We start from the raw sequence: 14785 nt of genomic DNA, 5'->3' as shown, positions 1-14785 counted from the left end.
TATCAGTGTTTCCTTAAATTCGGTTTCAGGTGCGCGAAGGCGTTAGACAGTGAACGCGTCTTGCAGCAGTTTTTCCTGCTGCTCGGCGCTCTTGGACGCGTAGCCACAAGCAGGCGCGGCAGAGGCGTCGCGGCCGGCGTACTCGAGGACCAGCGCCTTGTCGTGGCGGCCCAGGATGCGACGCATGTGGTGCTGACTGCTGTACCAGGCGCCCTGGTTCATCGGCTCTTCCTGGCACCAGACCGCATGCTTGAGGTTGGTGTACTGCGCCAGGATTTCGACCAGATCGTCCTCAGGGAACGGATACAGCTGCTCGATACGCAGGATGGCGATGTCTTCGCGGCCTTCGGCACGGCGTTTTTCCAGCAGGTCGTAGTAGACCTTGCCGCTGCACAGCACCAGACGCTCGACCTTGGCCGGCTCGATCGCATCGATTTCCGGAATGACGGTCTGGAACGAGCCTTCGGCCAGGTCTTCCAGGGTCGATACAGCCAGCTTGTGGCGCAACAGCGACTTGGGCGTCAGCACGATCAGCGGCTTGCGCAGCGGACGGATGACCTGACGACGCAGCAGGTGATAGATCTGCGCTGGCGTGGTCGGCACGCAGACCTGGATGTTCTGCTCAGCGCACAACTGCAGGTAACGCTCAAGGCGTGCCGAGGAGTGCTCCGGGCCCTGCCCTTCATAACCGTGCGGCAACAGCATGGTCAGACCGCACAGACGGCCCCATTTATGTTCGCCGCTGGTGATGAACTGGTCGATCACCACCTGCGCACCGTTGGCGAAGTCGCCGAACTGGGCTTCCCAGATCACCAGCGCGTTCGGCGTGGTGGTCGAGTAGCCGTATTCGAACGCCAGCACGGCCTCTTCCGAAAGGAAGGAGTCGTACAGTTCGAAACGCGGCTGGCCCGGGAACAGGTTCATCAGCGGTACGTAGGTGCCGGCGTCCTTCTGGTTGTGCAGCACCGCGTGACGGTGCGAGAAGGTGCCACGGCCAATGTCCTGGCCGGTCATGCGGATCGGGTGACCTTCGAACTGCAGAGTGGCGTAGGCCATGGTCTCTGCGTAACCCCAGTTGATCGGCAGGCCACCGGCCTGCATCTTCTGCCGGTCTTCGTAGATCTTGGCGACCTGACGCTGGACGACGAAGCCTTCCGGCAGCTCGAGCAGCTTGGCCGACAGTTCCTGCAGGGTCTTGAGGTCGAAGCGGGTGTCGTGACGCGCGGTCCAGGCATGGCCCAGATACGGACGCCAGTCGACGAACAACTCGCGGTTCGGCTCCTTGACCAGGCTCTTGACCACGTGCAGGCCGTTGTCCAGCGCGCTGCGGTACTCGTCGATCTTGGCCTGGGCGCGCTCGCTGTCGATGCGACCAGCCTGGATCAGCGCGTCGGCGTACAGCTCACGGGTGGTGCGCTGCTTGCTGATCTGCTGGTACATCAGCGGCTGGGTGCCGTTGGGCTCGTCAGCCTCGTTGTGACCGCGACGGCGGTAGCAGACCAGGTCGATCACCACGTCACGCTTGAACTGCATGCGATAGTCGATGGCCAACTGGGTAACGAACAGCACGGCTTCCGGGTCGTCGCCATTCACATGCAGGATCGGCGCCTGGATCATCTTGGCAACGTCGGTGGCGTACTCGGTGGAACGCGCATCCAGTGGGTTGCTGATGGTGAAGCCGACCTGGTTGTTGATCACGATGTGCACAGTGCCGCCGGTCTTGAAACCGCGGGTCTGCGACATCTGGAAGGTTTCCATGACCACGCCCTGACCGGCGAATGCCGCGTCACCGTGGATGGAAATGGGCAGCACCTTGTCACCGACGCTGTCGTTGCGACGGTCCTGGCGGGCACGAACCGAGCCCTCCACCACCGGCGAGACGATTTCCAGGTGGGACGGGTTGAATGCCATGGCCAGGTGGACTTCGCCGCCGCTGGTCATGACGTTGCTGGAGAAGCCCTGGTGATACTTCACGTCACCGGAACCCAGCTCGTTCATCTTCTTGCCTTCGAACTCGTCGAACAGCTCGCGCGGGTTCTTGCCGAAGGTATTGACCAGCACGTTCAGACGACCGCGGTGGGCCATGCCGATCACGACTTCCTTGGTGCCATAGGAGCCGGAGCGCTGGATCATTTCGTCCAGCATCGGAATCAGGCTCTCGCCGCCTTCCAGGCCGAAACGCTTGGTGCCCGGATACTTGGTGCCCAGGTATTTCTCCAGGCCTTCACCGGCGGTGACGCGCTCGAGCAGGTGAGTCTGCACGTCGACGGAGAAGTCAGGACGACCACGCACGCTTTCCAGGCGCTGCTGGAACCAGCTGCGCTGCTCGGAATCGACGATGTGGGTGAACTCGGAGCCGATGGTGCGACAATATGTCTTCTGCAAGGCATCGACGATTTCGCGTAGGCTCGCTTCCTCTTTGCCGATGTACAGGTCGCCGGCACGGAAGGTCGTATCAAGATCGGCATTGGTCAAGCCGTAGTGATTGATCGACAGGTCTACGGGCGCAGGGCGCTGCCACAACCCCAAGGGGTCGAGCTTGGCAGCCTGATGACCGCGCATACGATAGGCCTGGATCAGTCGCAGCACTTCAACCTGCTTCTTCTCGTGTTCGCTGCTCACGCTCCCGGCAGATACCGGTTGAGCGCGGCGCTGGTTCTTCGCCAGCAGTACGAAATGATCGCGGATCGTCGAGTGCGAGACGTCGGTAGCGGTGCTGCCGTCGGCGGGCAACTTCTGGAAGTAGGTGCGCCACTCTTCTGGCACAGCGTTAGGGTCGTGCAGGTAGAGTTCGTAGAGCTCTTCCACATATGCAGCGTTACCACCTGAAAGGTGGGCGCTTTCCCACATGCGCTGCATCACGCTTTCTTGCATGCTTGGTCACCCTCGTTAGGGGACGGATCGACAAGAACCACGAAAACCTGGAAAAGTCCGAACACAGCGACCAACCACGCCACCTGGATCCTGCAGATTTTCCGGGTACCAGCCCGGAAGCCCCTGCTGGTCTCATATCTTCAAAGGTAATGAGCGCGGGCTTTGTGGGCCCTTGCTCCGGTTTTACCTCGGCGCGGGCTCACCACCCGCGCGTCGGCTTACTGCTGGTGCAACATTCGAATCAGGTGCCGCTTTGCAGCAGCATGTTACGTACGTGGCCGATCGCCTTGGTCGGGTTGAGACCCTTCGGGCAGACGTTCACGCAGTTCATGATCCCGCGGCAGCGGAATACGCTGAACGGGTCATCCAGCGACGCCAGGCGTTCCTGGGTCTTGGTATCACGGCTGTCGGCCAGGAAACGGTAGGCCTGCAGCAGCGCGGCGGGGCCCAGGAACTTGTCCGGGTTCCACCAGAACGATGGGCAGGAGGTCGAGCAGCAGGCGCACAGGATGCACTCGTACAGACCGTCCAGCTTCTCGCGCTGTTCCGGCGACTGCAGACGCTCGATGGCCGGTGCCGGCGTATCGTTCTGCAGGAACGGCTTCACCTTCTCGTACTGCTTGTAGAAGATGCTCATGTCGACGACCAGGTCACGAATGACCGGCAGCCCCGGCAGCGGACGCAGCACCAGCTTGTTGCCCTTGACCACGCCCGACAACGGGGTGATGCAGGCCAGGCCGTTCTTGCCGTTCATGTTCATGCCATCGGAACCGCACACGCCTTCACGGCAGGAGCGACGGTACGAGAAGCCCTCGTCCTTTTCCTTGATCAGCGCCAGCACGTCCAGCACCATCAGGTCCTTGCCGCCGGTATCGACGTCGAACGACTCCATCTTGGGCGCCGAGTCGGTGTCCGGGTTGTAACGATAAACTTCGACTTTCAACATAGCGGCCACCCTTAGTAAGTCCGGACTTTTGGTTCGAAGGCAGGCACTGTCTTCGGCGCAAAGTTGACACCACGCTTGGCTACGCGCTTCTCACCCGGGTAGTACAGGGTGTGGCACAGCCAGTTTTCGTCGTCACGGTCTTCGAAGTCTTCACGGGCGTGTGCGCCGCGCGACTCTTTACGGGCTTCGGCCGCGATGGCGGTAGCTTCGGCGACTTCCAGCAGGTTCTGCAGCTCCAGCGCTTCGATGCGCGCGGTGTTGAAGGCCTGGGACTTGTCGTTGATCTTGACGTTGGCGATGCGGTCACGCAGACCGGCCAACTGCTCGATACCCTTCTGCATGTATTCGCCAGTACGGAATACACCGAAGTAGTTCTGCATGCAGCTTTGCAGTTCGCGCTTGAGGCTGGCGACGTCTTCGCCGCTGGTACGCTCGTTGAGCTTGTTCAGGCGGTTCAGCGCCACGTCGACATCGGTGTCGCTCGCATCGCGGTACTCGACGCCATCGCTCAGGGCTTTTTCCAGGTGCAGGCCGGCAGCACGGCCGAACACCACCAGGTCGAGCAGCGAGTTGCCGCCCAGGCGGTTGGCACCGTGTACCGATACGCATGCCACTTCACCCACGGCGAACAGACCCGGGATGATGCGATCCTGGCCGTCGGCGTCCATGGTGATGGCCTGGCCATGAATGTTGGTGGCAACGCCGCCCATCATGTAGTGGCAAGTCGGGACCACCGGTACCGGCGCGACCACCGGGTCGACGTGGGCGAAGGTCTTGGACAGCTCGCAGATACCTGGCAGGCGGCTGTGCAGCACTTCCTCGCCCAGGTGATCGAGCTTGAGCAGGACGTGATCCTTGTTCGGACCCACGCCATTGCCGGCGATGATTTCCTTGACCATGGAACGGGCGACCACGTCGCGGCCAGCCAAGTCTTTCGCGTTCGGCGCGTAACGCTCCATGAAGCGCTCGCCGTGGGCGTTGATCAGGTAACCACCCTCACCGCGGCAGCCTTCGGTGACCAGTACACCAGCGCCGGCGATGCCGGTCGGGTGGAACTGCCACATCTCGATGTCCTGCACCGGCACGCCGGCGCGCAGCGCCATGCCGATACCGTCGCCGGTATTGATCAGGGCGTTGGTGGTGGAGGCGTAGATACGGCCAGCACCGCCGGTGGCCAGTACGGTGGCCTTGGACTTGATGTACATGGTTTCGCCGGTTTCGATGCAGATCGCAATCACACCGACGAACGCGCCGTCCTGGTTCTTGACCAGGTCAACGGCGTAGTACTCGTTGAGAAAAGTGGTGCCGGCTTTCAGGTTGCCCTGATAGAGGGTGTGCAGCAGGGCGTGACCGGTACGGTCGGACGCAGCGCAGGTACGCGCGGCCTGGCCACCCTTGCCGAAGTCCTTGGACTGGCCACCGAATGGGCGCTGGTAGATACGACCGGTTTCGGTACGCGAGAACGGCAGGCCCATGTGGTCCAGTTCGAAGACCGCAGCCGGGCCTTCCTGGCACATGTATTCGATAGCGTCCTGGTCACCGATGTAGTCGGAGCCCTTGACGGTATCGTACATATGCCAGCGCCAGTCATCGTTCGGGTCGGCCGAAGCGATGGCGCACGTGATGCCGCCCTGGGCGGATACGGTGTGCGAACGGGTCGGGAAGACCTTGGTGACCACGGCAGTCTTGTGGCCGCCTTGAGCCAGCTGCAGCGCAGCGCGCATACCAGCACCGCCGCCACCGATGATGATGGCGTCGAAGGAAATGGTTGGAATGTTAGCCATGAATCAGATACCCCAGAGAATCTGCACACCCCAGACGAAGTAAGCGAACATCGCAACGCCGCATACCGCCTGGAACAGGAAACGAATCGCCGTCGCCGATTTGCCGAAAGACATCGGTGTCAGGTAGTCAGTGGCAATAGTCCACATGCCGACCCAGGCGTGAGCGCCCAGCGCGACAAGCGCCAGCAGGCTGAAGATTCGCATCGCGTTGTTGGAGAACAGTGCGTGCCACTGGGCGTAGTCGAGCCCAGGGTGCACGGCCAGGTAGCCGATCAGGAAAATGAAATAAGCCGCGAGAACGACCGCAGAAACGCGCTGCGCCATCCAGTCATAGAGGCCCGAACGCGACAGGTTCGTGACATTGGTTACCATACCCAAACTCCCGCCAGAACGATCAGCACCACAGAGATGACGATCACGATTTTCGAGCCCAGCTTGCCGCCTTCCAGCGTCTCGCCAATACCCACGTCCATGATCAGGTGACGAACACCTGCGACGAGGTGATACAGCAGGCCGGACAGCAGGCCCCAGGTCACCAGCTTGGCCAGCGGACTGGTCAGACACGCCTTCACCTCGGCAAAGCCTTCCTCGGAACCCAGCGACTTGCCCAGTGCGTACAGCATGATGGCAAGGCCGAGGAACAGGATGACGCCGGAAATACGATGAAGAATGGACGTGTAGGCTGTGATCGGGAGTTTGATGGTCCTTAGGTCTAGGTTTACAGGTCGTTGGCTTTTCACGGCTTTTTTCACACTGAAGAGCCCCTAGGGAACAGGGCAAAGTTGTTGGTAAGTGTACTGGTCAGGTACCCACCACCGGAGAGAACACGACACCCAGCAGGGCGGGCTGGAAAGCCCCTGGGAGTCGGCTGCCGAGTATAGACAGTTAGGCTGCTTATGACAACGTGAGGGGCTAGCCCGAATAGCGCATTGCCTTTAGTGAACAAAAGGCGTAAATGGCCGGCAATTTCGTGAAAATCATGGGCTTGGAGAGGGTTTCAACCAGCCTTTAGGCAAATTGACATCTGAATTTATCCCTCTATAGTGGTGCGGGCCCTGCGTGGGGGGTCTGACTGATGATTTCAAGCATTAATAGGAGGCCACATGGCTGACAAAAAAGCGCAGTTGGTCATCGAGGGCGCAGCCCCCGTAGAGCTGCCCATTTTAACCGGCACCGTTGGTCCCGATGTCATCGACGTCCGCGGGTTGGGGGCATCCGGTCACTTCACCTTCGACCCGGGCTTCATGGCCACCGCCTCGTGCGAATCCAAGATCACCTACATCGACGGCGACAAGGGCGTACTGCTGCACCGCGGCTACCCCATCGAACAGCTCGCCGAGCAGTCGGACTACCTGGAAACCTGTTACCTGCTGCTTAACGGCGAACTGCCGAACGCCGAGCAGAAGGCCAAGTTCGTCAGCAACGTCAAGAACCACACCATGGTTCACGAACAGCTGAAAACCTTCTTCAACGGCTTCCGCCGCGACGCGCACCCCATGGCCGTCATGTGCGGTGTGGTCGGCGCCCTATCGGCCTTCTACCACGACTCGCTGGACATCAATAACCCCCAGCACCGCGAGATCTCGGCCGTGCGCCTGGTGGCGAAGATGCCGACCCTGGCCGCGATGGTCTACAAGTACTCCATGGGCCAGCCCATGATGTACCCGCGCAACGACCTGTCGTACGCGGAGAACTTCCTGCACATGATGTTCAACACCCCGTGCGAGATCAAACCGATCAGCCCGGTGCTGGCCAAGGCGATGGACCGGATCTTCATCCTCCACGCCGACCACGAGCAGAACGCCTCCACCTCCACCGTGCGCCTGGCAGGCTCCTCGGGCGCCAACCCGTTCGCCTGTATCGCCGCCGGCATCGCAGCGCTGTGGGGCCCTGCCCACGGTGGTGCGAACGAAGCCGTATTGACCATGCTCGATGAAATTGGCGATGTCTCGAACATCGATGCCTTCATCGCCAAGGCCAAGGACAAGAACGATCCGTTCAAGCTGATGGGCTTTGGTCACCGCGTCTACAAGAACCGCGACCCGCGCGCCACCGTAATGAAGCAGACCTGCGACGAAGTGCTGCGCGAACTGGGCATCAAAGACGATCCGCAACTCGAACTGGCCATGCGCCTGGAAGAGATTGCCCTGACCGATCCGTACTTCATCGAGCGCTCGCTGTACCCGAACGTCGACTTCTACTCGGGGATCATCCTCAAGGCGATCGGCATTCCAACCAGCATGTTCACCGTGATCTTCGCCCTGGCCCGCACCGTAGGCTGGATCTCGCACTGGAAAGAAATGCTGTCCGGCCCGTACAAGATCGGGCGCCCTCGCCAGCTGTATACCGGCGAACCGCAGCGTGACCTGACCGCACTGAAAGATCGCAAGTAAACGATCACTGCGCGTCGAACGAAAAGCCCCGGCAACTTGCCGGGGCTTTTCGTTTCTACTGAACGACCCAATCCAACGAAACCCTTCCTGCTGATGTGTCGCCAGCGGACACGAGACGATCCGAGCGCACGTCAGAACGTGCGAACTCACACAGCCTCAGCAGGACAAACTAATGACTATCGAAAAAAGCCTAGCCTTCATCGACCAGCTCCCCGCCCCACGCGTGCGGCGTGACGCACCCACCACCCTCGATACCCCCACAACACCGGGCACAGACGCGAAGGCCGGCGTCATTCAATCACAACTGATCGCCTTCACCTCGGGCCTGGATACGCACTTCAAAGAAGCAGTCAAGTATTCGACGCAGCTTGCGCAACGCGTAGCCGACAGCAAATTCAACCATATACAACAGCGCATGGAATGGTATGAGGCCTACAACGAAGCGCTCAAACATGTGGGCTGGGTAGGCTCCGACAACAAGTTGACCCAATACAAGAATAGCAACCTCGAAATCACCATGGAAAACGTGGCGATTGAACTGGTCAAACTGGCCGCCGGCCCGAACGCCGCCATTATTGCCGACCTGACCAGCGCCACCATCAATGCACTGAAGGGCGACGGCGAAGTGTTGAGCAAGCTGCAGACGTCTTCCAGCTCAGGTGCATCCGGCGCCTTCGACATCTTGCCCACCCTGCAGAAGGGTGACGATGTGGTCATGTACAACCACGCGATGGTGTTTGAACACAGCAAGGATAGCGGGGGCTTCTGGTTCTGGAGCTGGACCTTGAGCCAGGTCAGCCTCAATCACTGCGCCAATGAGTGGACACTCAATTACTCGTTCTACAAAGACGTCGAAAGCAAGATCAAGCAAAAGCTCGGTGGTAGCACGGACAAATTCTTCGACTCGCTGAATTTCTGATGGTTTGACAGGAAGACATCATGGACGACCACCCAAGCGATCTCTATCGAGTAGCCGAGGCGATTGTGTCCGTACCCTGCTCGATCACCGCCATGGACCGACAGGACATACTGGACAGCCTCTTACTGGCACAACTCTACGCCAGCCGGCAACATGACGCGCTCGAGGCCGCCAGCGAATGGGCGACGACGTGCCTGACAAGCCTGAACAACCTTCACTGGGGACTCATCTCGTCTTTTCACAAGGCCAAGACACTCACCGATACCTTCAGCGTCAAGTCGTTGATAGACCACGCCGCCAGTGCAGACGTATTGGACAGCCTATCAACAGAGGCGAGACAGACGATGCATGCCTACACCACGCGACAGCGCGGCGGCCTGTTTCAAGTGAAGCTGGCGATCGTTCGGATCACCGCGCGGGACCGCTTTAACCTGATGAGCCTACTCTTCAACTGCGCACCATCACCTGAGTATGACTGGATCAACCAGCAGCACTATGCGTCGCCACAGGCCCCTGTAGTCGCCAAATTGAACGAAGCAAGCTTCAGCCAGACGGCCGACTATGCCGACGTCAGGATGAAAGTCGTAAAAGCCTTGGGCGCTCAGCGACTGAAGGAGATTCAATTGCTGTAAACCACATGCCTAACGGAACGTCCGCCCCACGCGATGGGGCGGATTTCTCTTCGATCAGCGCGCTTCAGCCCGCTCGCGCAACGCCTTGAGCGTATTGAACGGCGCCTCGACCACGAACTTGTTGGCCAACCATGACGGCACGCTGCCGCCCGGCTCCGTGTGCACCTGATAGGTCACCTCGGTACTGTCACCCTTGGGCACCAGCTTCCAGAAGCCCTCCACCTGGGCGACTCGCACGAAGCCCTTCTCTTCAGGCAGGTACTTGGGCTCACCTTCGAGTTTGCGCATCAGGCTGCCGTCCGCTTCCTGCACGGTGGTCACATGAAGGATCGAGTCACGCGGCGTCACCGGCCACGGCGTATTGAACTGCGTATAGGTCCAGCTCTGGTCGCCCTCATGCTTGAGCAGCTTTTGTGACTTGCATTCATGCACCCACGCGCAAGAGCTCGCCACATCCTCCTGCAGCGCCTTGATCTTGGCCAATGGCGCCTTGATGACGGTGACCCCACGATAGGCCTTGTACTTCGAGCCAGCCACTTCGCTGAGGGACACCTGAATGCCCTCCTCGTCCTTGGCCACTTGCCAGTTCTCCGCCCAGGCTACCGGCGCCAGGAGAACGCCCATGCCACACAGCAAAACAACGCGCTTGATCGATCTCATCATCTTGTTCCTTTTGTCGAAGAGCCCAATGTCACGCCGCCGTCATTCGCTCCAGCCAGCCGATGATCCTGATCGCCTCGTCGCGATCACTCCCACAGATGTCCACCTCAGCCTTGAATCCGGCACAGACTTTCGGCCGCTCGGGCTTGCCAAACAAAGCACAGAGGTTATCCAAGGACAAATGCAAGCAGCGCTCGCCTGCCGGCTTGCCATGCGGCATTCCGGGTATCGACGAACTGATGGACGGGGCGATGCAGCAAGCACCGCAGCCCTCACGGCATTTCATGACAACTGCACTCCTGGAGCAGAACGGGACGGACATCCCTGGATACTAACCGCTCAAACATACGTTTGAAATTGCCGACTCGATGAAATCCGCCGTGACTCGACAGTCAGTTACGGAATTCGAATTCGATGGCAGCGCCCTCCACGTCACGACGGCTGTCGTTACGCAACTGAAGCTGCATCTCATTACTGATCAGCCTGCCATTGAGCTGGAACGGGCTGTCATCACCGGCAGACTTGTCGGGGAACATGGCCGGCAACAACGTCTTTCGGGGTGCAGGCGTGGCACCTACAGCCGGCTTGAGATTTCTCACCATATCGCTCGGCAAACTGAGGTCGAGCTTAGGATTGGGCAGCGGCTGGGTGGCAGCCTTACCGACGGACTTGCTCTTGGCCGCCTTGCGCTTGGCCTTGGCTGCCGATTTGCTCGGCGTCTTCGCCGGCTTCTTCGCGACCGGCTTGGCAGCCTGCTTGACTGCAGGCTTGGCAGCGGCACCACCCGTCTTAGCCGACGCGGCCTCACTCGCAGCTGGCGCCTGCGCAGCATGCACCGCAGTGCCGGGCAACAAGGGGCACGCTAGACACAACAGCAGTGCAGAAAGACGGAAGGCATTCATAGCGATCGAAGGCATGGCATCAAAATGCCTATGCTCCCCGTTAAACGCGCATATGACAAGCTAGAAAATGGCCATAGACGATTCTCGACACAACTGCTGGGCCAACAGCCCCAACGTCATGACTGCACGCTCGGCTTCCCTGTTCCAGGGAATCCCGCAGTTCAAGCGAATGCAGTGGTTGAACTGCTCGGTGTTGCTGAAGATGAGCCCGGGCGCGATGCTGATGCCCTGCTCCAGCGCCCGCACATGCAGCTCCTGGGTATTGACCCGCCCCGGAAGACTGACCCACAGAATGAATCCGCCCGTGGGCCGAGTCATCTGTGTGCCCTCGGGGAAATGCTGCTGTACCGCCAACTGATAGGCGCTGAGGTTCTTGCGGTATTCCTGGCGGATGAAGCGTAGGTGGCGGTCGTAACCACCATTTTCCAGGTAGGCCGCCACGCCCATCTGCGTGACACTGCAGGCCGAATGGGTGGTGAAGGTCTGCAGTCGCTGGATTTCATCCTGATAGCGTCCCGGAATCATCCAGCCGACGCGCACACCGGGCGATAGCGTCTTGGAAAAGCTCGAGCAGTAGATCACCCGATCCAGTCGGTCAAAGGCCTTGAGGGCCTTGGTCCGGCCCTGTTCGAACATCAGCTCACCATAGATATCGTCTTCGACGATCTGAATATCGAAGTCCGAAGCCAGGCGCAACAACTGCTTTTGACGCTCCTCGGGCATGGTGCCGCCCAGCGGGTTGCTCAGGCGTGGCGTGAGCACCAGCGCCTTGATCGACCACTGGTTGGCGGCCAGTTGCAAGGCCTCCAGACTGATGCCGGTGGACGGGTCACTGGGGATCTCGATGACCTTCAGACCCAGCAGGTCAGCCAATTGCAGCAGGCCGTAATAGGTCGGCGATTCAGCAGCGATCAGGTCGCCGGGACGGGTCAATACGCGCAGCGACATCTGCAGCGCATCCACGCAGCCATGGGTGACGATGACCTCGCGCGGGTCGACCAGCACCCCGGCATCGCGCATACGGATGGCGATCTGCCGACGCAGCGGCTCGAACCCTGGGCTGAACATATAGCTGAAGGCGCGCGGGCTGTGGAAGCGAGTGACCTTGGCGATCTGCTGATGCAGTGCGCGCACGGGCAGGTAGTCCACGTGAGGAACCGCTGCGCCGAAGGGAAACACGCCGTCGCGGCGCGCTTCGGTCAACACCTGCTGGATGATACTGGCCCGCGTGACCAGCCCTGGACGCTCGACCCGCGCGATGTCGGGGGTCGGCGCAGTCAAGGCGGGCGTCTGGTGGACGTAATAGCCGGACTGCGGCCGGGCGCGAATCAGCCCTTGGTCCTCGAGATTGGCATAGGCCTGCAACACCGTGGCGTGACTGACGTTGAGCTGTGCGCTCATCTTGCGCACCGACGGCACTCGCTCACCTGGCTGGTAGACACCGCGACGGATGTCCTCGGCCAGTTGCTGGGCGATGCGCTGGTACAACAGCAGATTGGTCATGGTGATTCTCGAGACGCGGACAGATTCGTTGTTTTTGTGCCACTCACAGTCCAGACAGAATACCGGAACAGTTGCAAAGTGTACTGGGACAGATCAGAGGATAGTCGCCGTTACAGTTGCGTGATAGCCAAAACAACCCATCGCCGCGTCAACCGCCTCAGCGTGGCGGTGCAAGCCTGCCCTTGTCGTCGGAAAAGACAATCTCGACCCGGCGATTCTGCGCCCTGCCCCGCTCCGACGCATTGACCTCGACCGGATATTGATCGCCATAGCCCTGGACCTCGATGCGCTTCTCATCGATGCCCAGGTCAACCAGCATGTCCGCCACCGACTGGGCGCGATCGCGCGACAGCTTCAGGTTGTCTTCCGGCGTTCCGGTGCTGTCGGTATAACCCTCGATGCGCACCACGCGTCGCGGGTTGAGCTGGAGGAACTGCACCAGCTTGAGCACGGTGCGGCTGGCCGAACTCTTCAACTGCGCTTCGCCGGTGTCGAACAGCACGTCCGACAGGGTCATGACCAGACCGCGCTCGCCCTGCTCGGAGGCCAGTGCGGCGATCTGCGATTCGACCCATTTACCCTGCTGCTGAACACTGTCCAGTTTCGCCTCGCGCAACGCCAGTTGCAGACGCTGACGCTCCAAATCGAGTTTGGCCAGACGCTCCTGATTCAGCGCCAGGTTGGCATGCTCGCGGGCGATCTCGCTGTAGCGCTGGCTGAGATAAGCGTAATGGCGCACGTCACTGCCGGTGCCCACATAACCTGCCAGGCGCTCGGCCCGCGCCAGCGATTCACCGGCGCGAATCACATCGCGCGGCGCACTGCGCAGTACATCGGAGTCATCCTTGACCTTCTGCAAGGCGGTGGACGCATCGACCAACGCGGACTCACTGCGCTGGCTCGCGCAGCCCTGGAGGCCGACAAACGCCAGTAATACCAAGGTGGCAAAAGGCTTGAGGTTGCCATTCATGGCTGCACCTCCAGTTGTTTGCGCAGGCGCTTGACGCGCGCGTCAACCACCTTCAATTGCTCGGCGCTCTTTTCCGTCAGCACCTGGGCTTCGGCCAGGCGCGCATCCAGCTCGGCCTGTTCGGCGCGCATGCGAGCGTCGCGAAAGTCCTGGCTGGTCATGTTGGATCTGGCCCGCGCCAGCTTGTCTTCCGCCAGCTTGAAGGTGTCGACCTGGTCGGTAGCGCCAACCGCCCTGGCCTGCTCAAGGGCTTGTTCGGACAGGCGCATCTGCTCATTGGGGGCCGGGTCATTGGCACAACCGGCGAGGCCGACGACGGCCAGGGCCAGGATCAGGGGTTGGGTTCTCACGCAATCTTCCTACTGTTTGGGGGCGTCAGCGGTCATCTGCATCTGCGCCTTCCAGCGCTCCACGTTCTGTTGCAGCACCGCCTCGGAGGCACCAGAGACCGGCAATTCTGTCAGCTTTTTCGCCAATTGCCCACGCAACCAGGCGTCATTGCAGGCCGAGTTGTGGGACACGGCCAAGTACAGCCCAGGCCGGTCCACCACCAGGTCCCGAGCGATGAGGTCACTGCCCAACCCCAGACTCTGGATCATGGCCATGCCCGAATAGCGCCCGGCCAGCACGTAATCCACTTGGCCCAACACCAGCTTCTGCAAGGCTTGAGTCAGGTTCTGCGAGGGCACCAGCTTGAGCTGAGCCTTGGCGAAGGCCTCGAAGGCCGGGGTCAGCCGAGCCTTCTCCGACACGCTACCCTGGTAGCGGGCAAGGTCAGCTGGGCCGTCCAGCGTCACGGTTGCGTCATGACGGGTCCAGACCAGGTATTCGTTGAGTTGCAGTGGCGGATGAATGTAGTCCAGTGCGGTCAGCTGAGCGACCTGCATGGGCGTATCCAGCAGCACGTCCATGCGCCCGCTGCGAACCTCTTCGAGCGCCTGATCCCGGCGTCCGGCGCTCAGTACTTCGACCTTCACGCCAAGCTCGCCTGCCACCTGGCGCAACAGGTCGACGTTGGCGCCGATCAAATGCCTGGGGTCTTTCGGGTCTTGCCAGGAGTAAGGCGGCGCGTCCGGGCTACCGGTCGCCACCAGCTTCTCGCATTTGCCAGCCGCCATCGCCTGCGAAGCCGTCACGGCCATCATGCACATCAGCCAGCGGCCGGATTTGCCCAACTTCATTGCCCTCTCCTTGACCACACC

At 60.6% G+C, this 14785-nt stretch carries 15 protein-coding genes; 3 read left to right on the top strand and 12 right to left on the bottom strand.

The features are described 5' to 3' along the window. Positions 1-42: 42 nt before the first annotated feature. The 5 genes from Q7C30_RS19305 to sdhC all read right to left on the bottom strand — a co-directional run bounded on the left by Q7C30_RS19305 (position 43) and on the right by sdhC (position 6356). Positions 43-2874, bottom strand: a complete 2832-nt coding sequence (locus tag Q7C30_RS19305; protein WP_317872425.1) for a 2-oxoglutarate dehydrogenase E1 component — start codon at positions 2872-2874, stop codon at positions 43-45. A 241-nt stretch (positions 2875-3115) separates the two neighbouring features. Next, positions 3116-3820, bottom strand: coding sequence for a succinate dehydrogenase iron-sulfur subunit (locus Q7C30_RS19300; RefSeq protein WP_029612065.1), 705 nt, complete (start codon positions 3818-3820; stop codon positions 3116-3118). A gap of 11 nt (positions 3821-3831) precedes the next feature. Further along, positions 3832-5604, bottom strand: coding sequence for a succinate dehydrogenase flavoprotein subunit (gene sdhA, locus Q7C30_RS19295; RefSeq protein ID WP_317872424.1), 1773 nt, complete (start codon positions 5602-5604; stop codon positions 3832-3834). 3 nt (positions 5605-5607) lie between these two features. Continuing rightward, the gene (gene sdhD / locus Q7C30_RS19290) at positions 5608-5976 is read right to left on the bottom strand and encodes a succinate dehydrogenase, hydrophobic membrane anchor protein (RefSeq protein ID WP_039578662.1); all 369 of its coding nucleotides are present in this window, start codon (positions 5974-5976) and stop codon (positions 5608-5610) included. Next, a complete protein-coding gene (sdhC, locus tag Q7C30_RS19285) occupies positions 5970-6356 on the bottom strand; it encodes a succinate dehydrogenase, cytochrome b556 subunit (protein ID WP_116888551.1) in 387 nt (128 codons plus the stop codon). Before sdhC ends, sdhD begins: the two co-directional genes overlap by 7 nt. 351 nt (positions 6357-6707) lie before the next feature. Between sdhC and gltA the strand changes: the two genes are divergently transcribed. The 3 genes from gltA to Q7C30_RS19270 all read left to right on the top strand — a co-directional run bounded on the left by gltA (position 6708) and on the right by Q7C30_RS19270 (position 9548). Beyond that, complete coding sequence (gltA, locus tag Q7C30_RS19280; RefSeq protein ID WP_029612062.1) at positions 6708-7997, top strand: citrate synthase; 1290 nt, start codon at positions 6708-6710, stop codon at positions 7995-7997. 172 nt (positions 7998-8169) lie between these two features. After that, positions 8170-8916: a hypothetical protein gene (locus tag Q7C30_RS19275; protein WP_317872423.1), complete on the top strand. Its 747-nt coding sequence runs from the start codon at positions 8170-8172 to the stop codon at positions 8914-8916. A gap of 20 nt (positions 8917-8936) precedes the next feature. Next, positions 8937-9548 (top strand): hypothetical protein, encoded by a 612-nt coding sequence (locus tag Q7C30_RS19270; RefSeq protein ID WP_317872422.1) that lies wholly within the window; start codon positions 8937-8939, stop codon positions 9546-9548. A 54-nt stretch (positions 9549-9602) separates the two neighbouring features. Here the strand turns inward: Q7C30_RS19270 and Q7C30_RS19265 are convergent, their stop codons facing one another. From Q7C30_RS19265 to Q7C30_RS19235, 7 genes are all read right to left on the bottom strand, one after another. Continuing rightward, positions 9603-10208, bottom strand: a complete 606-nt coding sequence (locus Q7C30_RS19265; protein ID WP_295485125.1) for an START domain-containing protein — start codon at positions 10206-10208, stop codon at positions 9603-9605. A gap of 31 nt (positions 10209-10239) precedes the next feature. Beyond that, positions 10240-10494 carry a YkgJ family cysteine cluster protein gene (locus Q7C30_RS19260; RefSeq protein ID WP_029612058.1) on the bottom strand — a complete coding sequence of 85 codons (255 nt, stop codon included), beginning with the start codon at positions 10492-10494 and terminating at the stop codon, positions 10240-10242. A 106-nt stretch (positions 10495-10600) separates the two neighbouring features. Continuing rightward, the gene (locus Q7C30_RS19255) at positions 10601-11110 is read right to left on the bottom strand and encodes a hypothetical protein (RefSeq protein WP_317872569.1); all 510 of its coding nucleotides are present in this window, start codon (positions 11108-11110) and stop codon (positions 10601-10603) included. A 60-nt stretch (positions 11111-11170) separates the two neighbouring features. Further along, positions 11171-12613, bottom strand: coding sequence for a PLP-dependent aminotransferase family protein (locus Q7C30_RS19250; protein ID WP_039578677.1), 1443 nt, complete (start codon positions 12611-12613; stop codon positions 11171-11173). Positions 12614-12770: 157 nt separating this feature from the next. Next, on the bottom strand, positions 12771-13583 hold the full coding sequence (locus tag Q7C30_RS19245; RefSeq protein ID WP_317872421.1) for an OmpA family protein: 813 nt from the start codon (positions 13581-13583) through the stop codon (positions 12771-12773). After that, positions 13580-13933, bottom strand: coding sequence for a DUF4398 domain-containing protein (locus tag Q7C30_RS19240; protein WP_029612056.1), 354 nt, complete (start codon positions 13931-13933; stop codon positions 13580-13582). Before Q7C30_RS19240 ends, Q7C30_RS19245 begins: the two co-directional genes overlap by 4 nt. 9 nt (positions 13934-13942) lie before the next feature. After that, positions 13943-14764, bottom strand: coding sequence for a transporter substrate-binding domain-containing protein (locus tag Q7C30_RS19235; RefSeq protein WP_295485107.1), 822 nt, complete (start codon positions 14762-14764; stop codon positions 13943-13945). Positions 14765-14785 lie beyond the last annotated feature (21 nt).

Origin of the sequence: Pseudomonas sp. RAC1, from assembly GCF_030658255.1 — a bacterium.
GTDB classification, from domain to species: Bacteria; Pseudomonadota; Gammaproteobacteria; order Pseudomonadales; family Pseudomonadaceae; genus Aquipseudomonas; species Aquipseudomonas boreofloridensis.
Note: the sequence above shows the minus strand (reverse complement) of the source record. Positions and strands in the feature narration are given on the sequence as shown.

Bases quoted from the DNA above. Each gene is read 5' to 3' on its own strand.
- Q7C30_RS19300 (WP_029612065.1), bottom strand. From the start codon at position 3,820: ATGTTGAAAGTCGAAGTTTATCGTTACAACCCGGACACCGACTCGGCG.
- sdhA (WP_317872424.1), bottom strand. From the start codon at position 5,604: ATGGCTAACATTCCAACCATTTCCTTCGACGCCATCATCATCGGTGGC.
- Q7C30_RS19270 (WP_317872422.1), top strand. From the start codon at position 8,937: ATGGACGACCACCCAAGCGATCTCTATCGAGTAGCCGAGGCGATTGTG.
- Q7C30_RS19255 (WP_317872569.1), bottom strand. From the start codon at position 11,110: ATGAATGCCTTCCGTCTTTCTGCACTGCTGTTGTGTCTAGCGTGCCCC.
- Q7C30_RS19305 (WP_317872425.1), bottom strand. From the start codon at position 2,874: ATGCAAGAAAGCGTGATGCAGCGCATGTGGGAAAGCGCCCACCTTTCA.
- Q7C30_RS19245 (WP_317872421.1), bottom strand. From the start codon at position 13,583: ATGAATGGCAACCTCAAGCCTTTTGCCACCTTGGTATTACTGGCGTTT.
- gltA (WP_029612062.1), top strand. From the start codon at position 6,708: ATGGCTGACAAAAAAGCGCAGTTGGTCATCGAGGGCGCAGCCCCCGTA.
- sdhD (WP_039578662.1), bottom strand. From the start codon at position 5,976: ATGGTAACCAATGTCACGAACCTGTCGCGTTCGGGCCTCTATGACTGG.
- Q7C30_RS19265 (WP_295485125.1), bottom strand. From the start codon at position 10,208: ATGAGATCGATCAAGCGCGTTGTTTTGCTGTGTGGCATGGGCGTTCTC.
- Q7C30_RS19275 (WP_317872423.1), top strand. From the start codon at position 8,170: ATGACTATCGAAAAAAGCCTAGCCTTCATCGACCAGCTCCCCGCCCCA.
- Q7C30_RS19235 (WP_295485107.1), bottom strand. From the start codon at position 14,764: ATGAAGTTGGGCAAATCCGGCCGCTGGCTGATGTGCATGATGGCCGTG.
- Q7C30_RS19250 (WP_039578677.1), bottom strand. From the start codon at position 12,613: ATGACCAATCTGCTGTTGTACCAGCGCATCGCCCAGCAACTGGCCGAG.
- Q7C30_RS19260 (WP_029612058.1), bottom strand. From the start codon at position 10,494: ATGAAATGCCGTGAGGGCTGCGGTGCTTGCTGCATCGCCCCGTCCATC.